Source organism: Rhizobium sp. WYCCWR 11152, from assembly GCF_013087615.1.
Classification (GTDB): domain Bacteria; phylum Pseudomonadota; class Alphaproteobacteria; order Rhizobiales; family Rhizobiaceae; genus Rhizobium; species Rhizobium indicum.
Genome location: NZ_JABFCP010000003.1, coordinates 274,270 through 287,926, shown reverse-complemented (window position 1 = coordinate 287,926; position 13,657 = coordinate 274,270). Strand labels below are relative to the sequence as shown.

13 protein-coding genes and 1 pseudogene are annotated in these 13,657 nt (G+C 60.5%); 12 read left to right on the top strand and 2 right to left on the bottom strand.

The window, feature by feature from the left end:
- The first annotated feature begins 56 nt into the window (after positions 1–56).
- Positions 57–578: an MbcA/ParS/Xre antitoxin family protein gene (locus G9X67_RS03805; RefSeq protein WP_171598129.1), complete on the top strand. Its 522-nt coding sequence runs from the start codon at positions 57–59 to the stop codon at positions 576–578.
- Positions 575–1,246: an RES domain-containing protein gene (locus G9X67_RS03800; protein WP_171598128.1), complete on the top strand. Its 672-nt coding sequence runs from the start codon at positions 575–577 to the stop codon at positions 1,244–1,246. The genes G9X67_RS03805 and G9X67_RS03800 overlap by 4 nt, the downstream gene beginning before the upstream one ends.
- Before the next feature lie 45 nt (positions 1,247–1,291).
- Here G9X67_RS03800 and G9X67_RS03795 read toward each other — a convergent pair whose 3' ends face one another.
- Positions 1,292–1,933: an alpha/beta family hydrolase gene (locus G9X67_RS03795; RefSeq protein WP_171598127.1), complete on the bottom strand. Its 642-nt coding sequence runs from the start codon at positions 1,931–1,933 to the stop codon at positions 1,292–1,294.
- A 70-nt stretch (positions 1,934–2,003) separates the two neighbouring features.
- Here G9X67_RS03795 and G9X67_RS03790 point away from each other — a divergent pair, with 70 nt between their 5' ends.
- Complete coding sequence (locus G9X67_RS03790; protein ID WP_003548476.1) at positions 2,004–2,186, top strand: hypothetical protein; 183 nt, start codon at positions 2,004–2,006, stop codon at positions 2,184–2,186.
- Between the two features lie 293 nt (positions 2,187–2,479).
- On the opposite strand, the gene G9X67_RS03785 is transcribed toward G9X67_RS03790, so the two are convergent.
- Positions 2,480–2,689: a hypothetical protein gene (locus G9X67_RS03785; RefSeq protein ID WP_171598126.1), complete on the bottom strand. Its 210-nt coding sequence runs from the start codon at positions 2,687–2,689 to the stop codon at positions 2,480–2,482.
- 12 nt (positions 2,690–2,701) lie between these two features.
- Here G9X67_RS03785 and G9X67_RS34835 point away from each other — a divergent pair.
- From G9X67_RS34835 to G9X67_RS03745, 9 genes and pseudogenes are all read left to right on the top strand, one after another.
- A pseudogene (locus tag G9X67_RS34835) lies at positions 2,702–2,867 on the top strand (LysR family transcriptional regulator); the annotation flags it as partial.
- 412 nt (positions 2,868–3,279) lie between these two features.
- The gene (locus tag G9X67_RS03780; protein WP_171598125.1) at positions 3,280–4,290 is read left to right on the top strand and encodes a GlxA family transcriptional regulator; all 1,011 of its coding nucleotides are present in this window, start codon (positions 3,280–3,282) and stop codon (positions 4,288–4,290) included.
- Between the two features lie 184 nt (positions 4,291–4,474).
- On the top strand, positions 4,475–6,154 hold the full coding sequence (locus G9X67_RS03775; RefSeq protein WP_210258766.1) for an ABC transporter substrate-binding protein: 1,680 nt from the start codon (positions 4,475–4,477) through the stop codon (positions 6,152–6,154).
- Positions 6,155–6,223: 69 nt separating this feature from the next.
- Positions 6,224–7,237, top strand: coding sequence for an ABC transporter permease (locus tag G9X67_RS03770; RefSeq protein ID WP_171598123.1), 1,014 nt, complete (start codon positions 6,224–6,226; stop codon positions 7,235–7,237).
- 3 nt (positions 7,238–7,240) lie between these two features.
- Positions 7,241–8,116 (top strand): ABC transporter permease, encoded by an 876-nt coding sequence (locus tag G9X67_RS03765; RefSeq protein ID WP_171598122.1) that lies wholly within the window; start codon positions 7,241–7,243, stop codon positions 8,114–8,116.
- A 32-nt stretch (positions 8,117–8,148) separates the two neighbouring features.
- Positions 8,149–10,203, top strand: coding sequence for an ABC transporter ATP-binding protein (locus G9X67_RS03760; RefSeq protein ID WP_246705356.1), 2,055 nt, complete (start codon positions 8,149–8,151; stop codon positions 10,201–10,203).
- On the top strand, positions 10,203–11,462 hold the full coding sequence (locus tag G9X67_RS03755; protein WP_171598120.1) for an MFS transporter: 1,260 nt from the start codon (positions 10,203–10,205) through the stop codon (positions 11,460–11,462). The genes G9X67_RS03760 and G9X67_RS03755 overlap by 1 nt, the downstream gene beginning before the upstream one ends.
- The gene (gene hydA, locus G9X67_RS03750; RefSeq protein ID WP_171598119.1) at positions 11,459–12,892 is read left to right on the top strand and encodes a dihydropyrimidinase; all 1,434 of its coding nucleotides are present in this window, start codon (positions 11,459–11,461) and stop codon (positions 12,890–12,892) included. Before G9X67_RS03755 ends, hydA begins: the two co-directional genes overlap by 4 nt.
- Positions 12,889–13,650 carry an SDR family oxidoreductase gene (locus G9X67_RS03745; protein WP_171598118.1) on the top strand — a complete coding sequence of 254 codons (762 nt, stop codon included), beginning with the start codon at positions 12,889–12,891 and terminating at the stop codon, positions 13,648–13,650. The genes hydA and G9X67_RS03745 overlap by 4 nt, the downstream gene beginning before the upstream one ends.
- Positions 13,651–13,657 lie beyond the last annotated feature (7 nt).

Here is a 13,657-nt window from a genome sequence, read left to right as displayed (position 1 = left end):
TTTGCTTGATGAATGCCCAGATTTGGACTAAGTCTAATTCAAGACAGGAGGCTTTCATGCAGCGTGCGCGACGGGAGCAACGGGAAGACCAAGGGCCACAGCGGCTGGAAATGGAGCGGTTTGCTCCGGCAAACCGCAAGAGGCTGAGCGCCCCGGCCCTGCGAACCTTTCTGGCGATCGCCGATCTCTGGGGGCTGAGCGAGGAGCAGCGTCTGCTCATGCTCGGCTATCCCTCTCGGTCGACCTATCACAATTGGGCCAAACAGGCGCGCGAGCACGGCGCTTTCACGCTCGATGTCGATACGCTGACCCGCATCTCCGCCGTGCTCGGTATCCAGCAGGCGCTCGGCGTGCTGTTTTCCGATGAACGCGCCGGCGTCGCCTGGCTGCGCACGCCGCATCAGGCGCCGGTTTTCGGCGGCCATCCGCCGCTTGATATCGTGACGAACGGGACCCAGGACGGGTTGATGACCGTCCGCCGGTTTCTCGACGGCGCCCGCGGCGGTCTCTATATGCAGCCAAATGCACTCGACGAGGCCTTCACACCTTACGAAGATGCGGACATCGTCTTCCGGTGAGCGATCGTTTTGCTGAAGCGCCGCGTCCGTCATATCGGCTGATCCCGTCGCAATTTCCACCGATCGGGCTTTTTGAGACGGTGACGCGGGCGGCAGATCTCGAAGCCGTGATGGAGCTCGTCGGCTGGACCAACGACCGGCTCGTCGCCGACCGCATCCAACGGCTTCCCGAGGACCAATGGGTTTATGGCGTTGCCAATGCCAGCATTGTCATGGCGGCATTCCTGCATGTTGCGCCGGGAGGAATGCGCTTCAACGGCCCCGATCTCGGCGCCTGGTATGCCGCCGACAATCTCAGGACAGCCGCAGCCGAGGTTGGCCATCATCTCCGGCGCGAGGCTGTCGCGCGCGGAGTGGCGACGGTGGCCCGCACCTATAGAAGCTACGCAGCCACTCTGTTGGGGGACTATCTCGACATTCGTGGAGAGCAGACGCTACGGCCCAATGTCTATGACGGCACCAGCTATGCGGCGTCGCAGGTTCTGGGAGAAGAGGTGCGCTCGAGCGGCGGCGCCGGTATCCTCTATGACAGTGTCCGGCTGAGAAGCGGAGTGGCCATGGTCGCACACCGGCCGCGCAATATTCAGGGCGTGGTGCAGGCCGACCACTTCGAAATCACCGTTTCCGCCACCGACCGACGCATCGATGTCAGGAAGCTTGCAGCTTGACAACGGCAACCGCAGGCGCCTGTTGCGCCGGGGATATGGTGATGCTCAAGCCGGCAATCCCTCGGCCCATGCCTTCACCGCTTTCGCCATCGTGGCGAGGTGATCGGCACTGGAGAAACCGGAGATCGTCTTGCGCGGCTTGAGGTCGTGGTCGCCGTCCTCGAGCCAGAGGATCTCGATCTTGTCGGACAGATCGTAGCCCGGCACCTCGTCCCGCGTGCCGAATTCGTCGCGTGTTCCCTGGCAGATCAGCGCGGGCGTCGTCAGCCCTGTGAGATGGCCGGTGCGCAGCTTCTCCGGCTGGCCGGGCGGATGGAAGGGATAGCCGAGGCAGAGCAGGCCGGCAATCTTTCCCCGACGATGGAGATCGTCGGCGACCATGCTGGCGACCCGGCCGCCCATCGACTTGCCGCCGATGATCAGCGGGCCGCTGGCGCCGAGCTCGGCAATCGCCGCCTCGTATTCGGGATTGAGCGTTTCGGCGCGTGGCGGCGGCTTGCGACCTTCTAAGGTGCGGCGGGCGGCCATATAGGCGAATTCGAAACGGGCGACGCGGAAGCCGACACCGGCGAGCGCATTTGCCGCTGCTGTCATCGATGCCGAATCCATCGGCGCGCCGGCGCCATGCGCAAGAAGGATGGTGAAGCGCGCATCCTGAGGCCCCTGCAGCAGAAACCCGTCAAGCATCGGTAATCCTCCATCCCATCGCCGGAACCATGTCGACGGCCATGACTTTTTCCTGGAAAGGAGAATGACAATGTCGACGAATGATCAAAACGTAAAGCCCGAGCAGCGGCGCCCCAAAGATGTCGGCGCCGTTCCTGAAAAGCCGGAGCCCGCCGATGCAGAATCGATGGCGCCGCCGGTGGTGCAGCCGGCGGGGGTCAGAGACAAAAGCGAACGACCTGTGGTCAATCCGATCACCGGGGTCGCCTCCTGATCGACTAGAGCATGATGCCGAAAAGTGTGAGCGGTTTTCGGACGACATCATGCTCCACTTCTTTGATTTAGATCAGGATCGGATTTTAGGCCGACCCGGCCTAAAATCTGAATCCTGTTTTAGGGTCAATTATCGTGTAGAACCGCTGAACCGACCTCTTGAAACCCCGGAGGAAAGGGTCCATATACCCGTCCTGCCTGAAAAATGGATGCGCGCGGTATCGACGTCGTCGAACTGTTCGTTGTCCGACAGGATAAGGGCGCTCCCCGCAAGGGTCGAGCGCCCTTTTTGCTTTACAGCCCTCGTGCCCATTCTGATGCGTTCTGAACGTTCCGGCCGGAAGTGGCGGGCGCCGCATAACCAAGCCGCAGGTTCAAATCCTGCCCCGCAACCAATGACGCTTGTAAATTCGCCCATTCCGGATAACGGGCACGAAGCTCCTCCTCGTAGATATCGAGCAGCTTCTGCTTTTTGGCCTCGCTGTCGATCTCGCCGGCTTCCATCCTCTCCACAAAGTTTACGCCGGTCTCGGCATCGGCTTTGCGCCGGAATGGTCGACTGACAGTCCAAACCGCACGTTCGTGCTCAAGGGGGCTCGGTATTGCCCGGTCGACGGAGCATCCGACGGCCTCACGGCATGATGTCGTCGAGATTGCCAAGTCGCCGGTCCGGCGCAGCTAACCCTTGGCGATCATGTACCGACTGCTTTCAAGCCGCCGCTGACATGGGTGTGGTGACGTCGCCTCTGGTTCGTCGCTGAGTTTGTTCCCGGTTCTGTCGAGCTTCCTGGTGGCCATTGCCACCACATCCTACCCCAGCTCTGGTCCTTCCGGATTGGCAACTGAATATCATTCGTTTTGCCGCTGGCTGGGGCTCACGTCGGCTGCGCGCGATTAGCGCCTTCGGTGCTGCAACCCATTCAACGCCGCCCTAAATCGACCGCGCTTGCAATTCGCACTTGAATTGCAGGGCAGCGCGCCGCTTAGTCTATATGTTCGGGGCAGGGCAACACGTTGCGGATCAGAAGGCCGACCATTCCGGGATACTTTTAGAGAAACGAGGCCGCGAGACTCCCATTTATTGGAATTTCCCGATGACAGAGCAGACATACACTCTTAAACAACTGGCCCAAGGTGACCGACCGATCCGGATCGGCTTTTACCTGGTCCCTGATTTCCCCTTGATGACCTTTGCCGCAGCACTCGACTCCCTTCGCCAGGGCAATCGTCTGACAAAACGAAAAGCCTTTGAGTGGCTCATTCTGTCGGCTGACGGCGGCCATGTGAAATCCAGTAGTGGGTTGGGTTTCGATGCTGACGCCTCGATCGGCAGGGCGCCACGCTGCGATATCGTCATTCTCTGTGCCGGCATCAACTATGCCGATGCCTATGACGCCAATGTGTTTGCATGGTTGAGGCGCATCCATTCGGAAGGATGCGTGCTCGGAGCGGTCAGCACGGCCGTGTTCTTCCTGGCAAAGGCCCGATTGCTGGAAGGGCGGCGATGTGCTGTCCATTGGGAGTCGCTTGCGAGCTTTCGCAGCGAGTTTCCGAACTGTCTTGCCACGGACGACATTTTCGCGATCGACGGACGTTTTCTGACCTCGTCGGGCGGAACTGTCACATTGGACATGATGCTTTACCTCATCTCGGCCGTGGAGGGTCGGGAGTTGGCAGCACTCATTTCGGACCAGTTCAACCACGCGCGCATACGGCGCCAGGACGACGTTCAGAGGATGTCGCCCGAAGATCGTTTCGACATCCGGAATGCCAAGCTCGCCTTCGTGGTTCGTCGGATGGAAGCCAGCCTCGGCGATCCGGTCGAAATTTCCGATCTCGCCAGTAGCGTGGCACTTTCGCTTCGGCAGCTCGAGCGGCTGTTTCACGCCAATCTCGGCAAGAGTCCTACCCATTTCTACATAGAGCTTCGCATGACACGCGCGAAAGAACTGCTGGTCTACACGGAATTGGCGATCGGTGAGATCGCCGAAATCTGCGGCTATCAGTCGGCTTCGCATTTCGGCCGCTCATACCGCACGCGGTTTCGCGAGAGCCCTGCCGCGACTCGAAAGGCAGAGAAACGGCGAGAGGAGCCAATGTCATGAACAATGTCGATTCGCGCAGAGAAGATGTCGGATCACCGCATGTCACAGAGGTCCATCCCGTTTTAACGTAATCAAGACGGATGGGTGACGGACAAAAAGTCCGCTGCGACCGAGCCTGGGGCGAGTGTCTCGCCGGCCGGTCCGACCAACAAAAATTCGGAACAGTTAAAGCGCTAACTAGGAGATGACTACCGTGGACAAGTCTCAGCATTCCTATATCCCGACTCTGGTCGAACAGATGTCGAGCGGCTCGATCGGCCGCCGAGAATTTCTGCGTAAAGCGACGCTTCTTGGTGTTTCGGCCGCAGCCGCATATTCTCTGGCCGGCGTTCCAATGCCGGGCGACGGCGCCCGGGCCGACGATATGCCGAAGGGCGGAAACTTGCGTATCGGCATGCGTTGCATGGAAATCAAGGATCCGCATCTGGCCGATTTCGCCGAGAAGTCGAACGTCATCCGCCAAGTCTGCGAGTATCTGACCCTCACCGATCGCAACAACATTACCCATCCTTATCTGCTGGAAAAATGGGAAGTCAGCGACGACCTGAAGACGTGGACGCTCCATCTCCGCACGGACGTCAAGTGGCGCAAGGGCAGGCCGTTGACCGCAGACGACGTGATCTGGAACCTGAAGCGCGTCTGCGATCCAGCAATCGGTTCGTCGATGCTCGGGCTCTTCACCGGTTATCTCGTGCAGGAATACGAAACCGGCGAAAAGGACGAGAAAGGCAATCCCAAGAAGTCGAGCAAGCTCTGGGCCGACAACGCCATCGAGAAAGTCAACGACCACACCGTGCGTCTCAACTGCTCCTCGCCGCAGATTGCCGTGCCCGAGCACCTCTATCACTACCCGATGTTCATCATCGATCCCGAAGAAAATGGCGCTTTCGGTGCTGACGCGAACGGCACGGGTCCCTTCGTTATCACCGAATACGTCGTCGGCAAGGGTGCCAAGTACAAAGCCCGCACCGACTATTGGGGCACCGGGCCTTATCTCGATACGTTCGAATATGTCGACCTCGGCGACAATCCGGGGGCCGGTATCGCGGCCATAGCTTCCAAGCAGGTAGATGGCCTGTCGGAAGCCGACGCGGTCCAGATCAATGCGATGAAGAATTTCCCGCATGTCGCGGTCCATCAGGTCGAGACGACCCAGACGGTCGTTGCCCGCATGCACCCCGATATCGAGCAGTTCAAGGACAAGCGCGTGCGCCAGGCGATGCGCTATTCGATCGACCGCGACAAGGTCATTCAGACGGCACTCCTCGGCGCCGGTATTCCCGCCGAAGACCATCACGTCGCGCCCTCGCATCCCGAATACGCGGCACTGCCGAAATATCCGCGCGACATCGAGAAGGCGAAGAAGCTTCTGGCCGACGCCGGCTATCCGGATGGTTTCGAATTCGACATGGTCACACGCCCTGATCCGATCTGGGAGCTCAACACCGCACAGATCCTCGCCGAACAGTTCAAGGACATCGGCGTCAAGATCAACATCAAGTCCCTGCCCAGCGCTCAATATTGGGAAGTCTGGACGACGGCGCCATTCAGCCTGACGGCCTGGGGCCACCGGCCGCTGGCAATCATGACGCTGTCGCTTGCCTATCGTTCGAATGCCGCCTGGAACGAGTCCAATTATTCCAATGCGGATTTTGACAGGCTGCTGACCGAAGCCGAGGGCATCCTCGACCCGAAGGAGCGCAGCAAGGTCATGGCGAAAATCGAGGCGATCATGCAGGATGATGGCCCGATCGTTCAGCCCTTCTGGCGGGTGTTCTCGACCGTCATGGACAAGAAGGTCAAGGGCTTCGAGCTCCATCCTTCGCAATACATCTTCGCGCATCAATACGCGATCTCGGCGTAACCTCCCGGCTGGCACCTGGCCGCGTCCGCGCGGTCGGGTGCTGGCCCGGACATTGGGATTCCTCCGGCTATGGCGAACTTTCTTCTTAAGCGCTTGGCGATGATGGTCGTGACGATGCTCTGTGCTTCGTTTCTCGTCTTCGCTGTCTGCGAGTTCACTCCCGGCAGCGTGGCGCGCAAGTCGCTCGGTCCTTTCGCTACCCAGCAGCAAGTGGACCTGCTGTCGCAGAAACTGAAGGCCAATGATCCGCTCCTGGTGCGCTACGGTCGCTGGCTCGGCGTGCTCGTCGGCGCAATCCCCGATCCGCTTCAGGATTCGGCCACCGGGTTGAACTTCAAGGATCCGCGTGGCGCCCAGTATTTCGGTAACTTCGGCTACTCCACCCTGAACAAGCTGCCCGTCAACGATGTCATCTGGGATCGTCTCGGCAATACCTCGATCCTCGCCGGGCTGGCGTTCCTGCTGATCGTCCCGCTGTCGATCATTTTTGGCATCCTCTCGGGGTTGAAAGAAGGTGGGGTGCTGGACCGGACGCTATCGGTCATCTGTATCACCTTCACGTCTATTCCGGAGTTCGCGTCAGGCGTCTTCCTGGTGACGCTTTTCGTGATCCTCTGGCCGATCCTGCCAGGTACCAGCCCGCTCAACAGCGATGGCGGCTGGGCGGTGCCCTACCAGTTCGTCCTGCCGGTTGCCGTGCTGGTCATCTATGACTTCGGCTATGTGGCCCGCATGATCCGCGTCTCGATGATCGGCGTCATGGAGCGACCTTATATCCGCACCGCAATCCTCAAGGGCATGAGCACGCGCCGTATGGTCCTAGGGCACGCACTCCGCAATGCGATGATCGCGCCGTTCACCGTGCTCCTGCTGCAAATCAACTTCCTGATCAGCGGCGTCGTCGTCACCGAGCTCGTCTTTGCCTATCCGGGCTTCGGCCGCCTGATCCTCGATGCAAGTCTGTTCGGCGATATCGCAACGCTTGAGGCCGCCACATTGATCACCGTCGCCATCGCCGTTGTCACGCAGCTGCTTGGCGACCTTGGCTACATGCTGCTCGATCCACGCATCCGGGTGAGGTAAATCATGGCTGTTCAAGACAATATCAGTGGAGCGGTCGCCGCGCCGTCAAAGCGTGCCGCAAGGCCCAGCTGGATGCGCATTTTCCATTCGCGCACGGCCGTCGTCGGTCTCTGCCTTGTTCTCTTCTGGGTGCTCGCAGCCCTTCTTGCGCCCGTCCTGCCGCTACCGTCGCCGACGGATTCCGATGTCATGGCGATGAGCAACCCCTATCCTTCCTCTGCCCACTGGCTGGGGACCGATATTCTCGGTCGTGATATGCTGTCACGGTTGATCTTCGGCGCCCGCACAGTGCTCTCCGTTGCGCCGCTCTCGGTGGCGGTTGCCATGATCGTTGGCATCACCATGGGGATGATTGCAGGCTATTATGGGGGCTGGGTCGACGTGCTGATCAGCCGCTTCTCGGACATCATACTGGCATTTCCGGTTCTCGTTATCTACGTCATCCTGATCGCCAATATCGGACCCTCGGTCCTGAACATCGTCATTGCGACGATGATCGCCTCGGCGCCGGGTATCGGTCGCATAACGCGCGGCCTGGTGCTGGGTCTGAAGCAGCAGGAATATGTCGCGGCAGCAAAGCTGCGTGCGGAAAGCACGCTCTACATCATGATCGTCGAACTGCTGCCGAACTGCCGCAGCCTGCTGATCGTCGATGCCTGTCTTCGCATCGGCTACACGATCATCACCATCGGCATCCTCGGTTTCCTCGGCCTCGGTCTGCCGCCACCGAACCCCGACTGGGGTGGCATGGTCAAGGAAAGTGTCACTGTACTGAACGTCTGGCCACACATGTCGCTTATCCCGTCTGCCGCGCTCGTCAGCCTGGTCCTCGGCTTCAACCTGCTCGCCGACGGCATGCGGGAGGCATGGAAACCATGAACATCATCGCGTCCAGTCTTCAAGGAGCGGCCATGTCCATCACGCCATTGATCGATCGCGAACCCGTTCTCGACATTCAGAATCTGCGCATCGAGTTTCGCGGCAAGAGCGAAACAGTGGTTGCGATCCCCGATCTCTCGTTCAAGGTTATGCCCGGCGAAAGCTACGGTCTCGTGGGTGAATCGGGCTGCGGCAAGAGCACGACGGCCATGGCGATCATGGGTTATCTCGGCGCGACCGGCGTTGTTGCCGGCGGCAGCATCCGCTTCAACGGCAAGCAACTGGTCGATGCCTCCCCCAAGGAACTGCGTTCCATCCGCGGGCGGCAGATCGCGATGGTTTACCAGGATCCGATGAGCGCACTCAATCCGGTGAAGACGATCGGTGCGCAGCTTGCCGAAGTCCCCCTGCTTCACATGGGCGCCAGCAAGAAAGACGCCATTGCCATGGCGGAAGCGATGCTTGCCGACGTCCGCCTGCCGGACCCCGGCGACATGATGAAGCGGTATCCGCATCAGCTCTCCGGTGGCCAGCAGCAGCGCGTGGTCATCGCCATGGCACTGCTTGCCAAACCGTTGCTGTTGCTGCTCGATGAGCCGACAACCGGCCTCGATGTGACTGTCGAGGCTGCGGTCATCGATCTGATCGCCGAATTGCGCCAACGCTATTCGACCAGCCTGCTGTTCATCTCGCACAATCTCGGCCTGATCGCAGAGAGCTGCGATCGTCTCGGCATCATGTATTCCGGCGAGATGGTAGAAGAGGGAACGACATCAGAAGTATTCCGCCGACCGAAACATCCGTATACGCGCGGCCTTATCGATTGCATTCCCGACATTACCGGCGATAAGCGCAGCCGCACGCTCGCTGCCATCCCGGGTTCGATCCCGCTGCCGCAGGAGCGGCCGCAGGGCTGTCTTTTCGGGCCGCGCTGTTCGAGTTTTGTCTCCGGCCTCTGCGACCGTCCGGACCTTGCTCTGGAGCCGGCGGCGGAAGAGCATCTGGTGCGCTGCGTCCGCTGGCCCGAAATTTCGGCAGTAGAAGCCACGCTTGCTCCGGTCGAGACACAGATGATTGCAAGATCGACGGCGATAACGCTGTCCGATGTGAACCGTCTCTATCCCGTCGGCCGCCAGAAGACCGTTAAGGCAAACGAAGCGGTCAGTTTCGAAGCGGCAACAGCCGAGATCGTGGCGCTGGTCGGCGAGTCCGGCTGTGGAAAATCCACGCTGGCGCGCATCGTGACGGGTCTCGACAAGGCGACGTCGGGCGAAATCCGCATGGCTGGCGAAAACATCGCCGAACTGCAGGCCAGCGAACGTCCACGCGCGCTGCTGCAACAGATTCAGATGATCTTTCAAAATCCGGATAGCACGCTCAATCCCTCGCATTCGGCCGCTTTTTCCATTCGTCGTTCGATCAAGAAATTCGGTATCCGCAAAGGAAAGGCCGAGATTGAGCAGCGCGTCCGCGAGCTCCTGGAAATGGTGCGTCTGTCTCCGGCCGTCGCGGACCGAAAGCCGAACCAGCTGTCCGGCGGTCAGAAGCAGCGTATCGCCATCGCACGCGCCTTTGCGGCGGAACCTTCGCTCATCGTCGCCGACGAACCGGTCTCGGCACTCGACGTCTCGGTGCAGGCCGCGGTCGTGACGCTTCTTCTCGATATTCAACGGGAAAAGCATGCCACGATGCTGTTCATCAGCCACGACCTGGCGCTGGTTCGCCACGTGGCAGACAAGGTTGTGGTCATGTATCTCGGCAAGATCATGGAGCAGGGGCCCGTCGAGGAAGTCTTCGGCGAGGGCGCACATCCCTATACCGAAGCACTTCTCTCAGCGATCCGCAGCCCGCATCCGGATGAAGCGCCGCGCGAGCGTATTCGCCTGTCCGGCGAAACACCGAGCGCGGTCAACGTACCCGCCGGCTGCCGTTTTGCGACGCGGTGCCACCGCAAGCTCGGCAGCATCTGCGACACCGCTCCGCCCCCACTGCGCAAGATGTCCGATACACACGAGATTCTCTGCCACATCGATCAGGCAGATCTGGCCGCCCGGCCTTCCGTCCTTGCTTTTGCCGAAAAGGCATAATGATGCGCGATCCCGATCGGATTGGTGACTTCTGGCGAAAAGCCGCGGGGCTTCGTGCAATCCTGCATGTCATGGCGAACATCTGCATCGTCGCGACTGGCAATTCTCTTCTGACGACCACGGTTTCTCTGCACCTCAGTGACCCCGCAATCGATCCCCACATCGTCCAGTTGTTGCTGACGGCGTTTCCCATAGGCTTCCTTGCCGGCTGCCTGTCAGCTCGTGTCATGGTCGTCCGCTTGGGACATGAGCGGGCTTTTCTGGCCGTCGCATTGCTCGCTGCTTTCGGCGCCTGCGGCTACATGCTGACGGAAGCCGCTCCGGTCTGGTTCTGCCTGCGTCTGATAAACGGTTTTTCCATCGCAACGCTGTTCGTCGTTTCCGAAAGCTGGATCAATCTTTATGCCGACCAGAAGAACCGCGGAGCCTATTTCTCGCTCTATATGCTGATGACGTCGCTGGCGACGCTGTTTGCGCAATTGCTTGTAGAAGCGGCCGGAGCGGACTCTCCCCATCTCTTTCAGATCGTGCTCGGTGTCATCCTGCTTGGACTGATCTACGCCCGCTTTGTCGGCGGACCTTGGCCCACGTTGCGCCTGCCGCTGGCAGTAACGGTCGAGGCCGGTAACGCTCACTCCGGGCATCGGTATGGCATCTGGCGGCTCGTCGCTCTCGCACCGGTGGCTGTCGTCTGCGTCTTTCAAGCGGGCATGACGAATATGAATGTCTATACGATGACGCCGATCTATGCGGAGCGGGTGCACCTTGACGCGGCGGTGGCCGTGACACTGGTAACCGCCTTCAGCCTGGGCGGCATGCTCGCTCAGGCGCCGGTCGGATGGTTGTCGGATCGTATGGACCGGCGCGTTCTACTTCTCGTTCAGGGATTGGCGGGAGCAGGACTGTGCGCAGCAATCGCCTGGCCTGGAACCTATCCGCAGATGCTTCTCTACGGTCTGTTTTTCGCCTATGGCGCAATTGCGCTGACGATTTATCCGGTCGGTATCGCTTACGCTAACTCACAGCTCGACAGCCGCCTTATGGTCTCGGCATCGGGTAGCCTGCTGCTCCTTTATTCGATCGGCAACATCATGACACCTGGGCTCGCCGCCCAGCTGATGGAGCTGTTTGCACCTCAAGCACTCTTCCTTCTGCTCGGGAGCGGCGCATTCCTGGTTGCTGTCGCTGCCTGCTTCAATCTCTTTCGCCGTCCGATCGGCGCCACCAAACCTTGCCTCGTTTCGGGAGAAAGCGAATGACGCCCGCCAAGCCTTATGACCTCGTGATCCGTCGTGGCCGTGTGGTGCTGCCGGATGCGACCAGGCAGATAGATATCGGCGTTCGCGACGGCGTGGTTGCGGCGCTCGGGCCGGATCTGCCCGAGGGGAAACATGAAGTCGCGGCCGAGGGGCGTATCGTGCTTCCCGGCGGCGTCGACAGCCATTGCCACATGGATCAGCAGCCCTGGGAAGGGAAGGCGACAGCGGACGATTTCAACACCGGCACGCTGTCGGCGATGTGCGGCGGCACGACAACGGTGGTGCCTTTCGCCATGCAGATGCGTGGCCAGTCGCTACGCGACATCGTCGAGGATTATCACGAGCGCGCCCGTCCGAAAGCGCATATCGACTATGGTTTTCACCTGATCGTCGGCGATCCCTCAGCCGAAGTGTTGCGCAGCGAAATTCCTCAACTGATCGCCGAAGGCTGCACCTCGATCAAGATCTACCTCACCTATGACGGTTTGAAGCTCGATGACTATGAGGTGCTGAATGTGCTCGACCTTGCCCGCGCGCAGGGCGCAATGGTCATGGTTCATGCGGAGAACGATGCCTGCATTCGCTGGCTGACCGAAAAGTTCATTGCCGCGCGCAAGACCGAATTGCGCTACCATGAAAAGGCACATTCAGCGATCGGCGACCGTGAAGCGACCTTCCGGGCGATCAGCCTTTCAGAACTGATCGAAACACCGATCCTCGTCAGCCATGTCGCTGCGGGCGGCGCCGTCGAGGAGATCCGCCGCGCCAAGGCGCGCGGGCTCCCGATCTACGCCGAAACCTGCCCGCAATATCTCTTCCTTTCGGCCGAGGATATCGACACCCATGATCTCTCCGGCTCCAAATGCGTCTGCACGCCGCCGCCGCGCGACAAGTCGAACCAGCCTGCAATCTGGGCCGGTATCCTGGACGGAACGCTGGAGGTTTTTTCTTCGGATCATTCGCCGTGGCACTATGCCGATAAGATAGCGGGCGGGCCGGGGACGCCGTTCCACCGAATTCCCAATGGCATTCCCGGCATCGAGACGCGACTTGCTTTGCTGTTTTCAGCTGGGGTGAATGGTGGCCTGATCTCGCTGCAGAAATTCGCCGACCTGGCGTCCGGCGCGCCGGCACGCCTTTTCGGGCTTGCTCCGCGCAAGGGGCAGATTGCCGTCGGGGCAGACGCCGATATTGCGATCTGGGATCCGGATCGCAGCGTGACGATCAGCAATTCCCTGCTGCACCACGCCACCGACTACACGCCCTACGAGGGGCAGGTGGTCAAGGGCTGGCCCGTCATGACGATCTCGCGGGGCGATATCGTCTGGGACGATGGAAAGATCTTGGCGGAACCGGGCCGTGGCCAGTTCATCGCCAGAGAGCGGCCTTTCCCGCCGCAGCAGGGACTTTCGAAGGTGCTGGCATCATGACGACGCCGATGTCACGCCTTGAAGGCAAGGTAATCTTTCTGACGGGCGCGGCAAGCGGCATCGGCGCGGCGATCGCGCGCCGCTGCATCGACGAGAAAGCCTTCGTCATCTGCGCAGACCAATCGCTCGATGGAGCCGACGCGCTTGCAAAATCTCTCGGTCGGCAGGCGCTGGGCATTCAATGCGAGGTTACCGAGAGCGGCTCGGTCAAGCGTGCGGTGGAGGCTGGCGTTGAACATTTCGGGCGCCTCGATGGCCTCGTGCACAATGCGGCTGCACCCTCGATGGATGGGAGTGTCGTCGACCTTGCCGAGCCGCAATGGCGGCTGGAGATCGATGTCATCCTGACCGGCGCCTTCCTTGCCAGCAAACATGCGCTTCCGGCCATGATCGAAGGTGGCGGCGGCTCGGTCGTCTTCATTGCATCGCAATTCGCTCATGTGGCAACCGGCAAGGCCGTCGCCTACTGCGCCGCAAAGGCCGGTCTCGTGCATCTCGCCAAGGCCATGGCGGTTGACCATGCGGCTGATGGCATCCGCGTCAACAGCCTTTCGCCCGGGGCCGTCGCCACTCCGCGGCTGCTGCAACGGTGGCCGGATCTCGAGGCGGCCAATGCCGGGTTGGGGCCTGCGCATTTGCTCGGACGCATCGGGCAGCCGGAGGAAATAGCCGCCGCCACCGCCTTTCTATTGTCGTCGGATGCATCGTTTGTCACCGGAACCGATCTCCTGGCCGACGGCGGCTACGCGACGCGCTGATACCTGT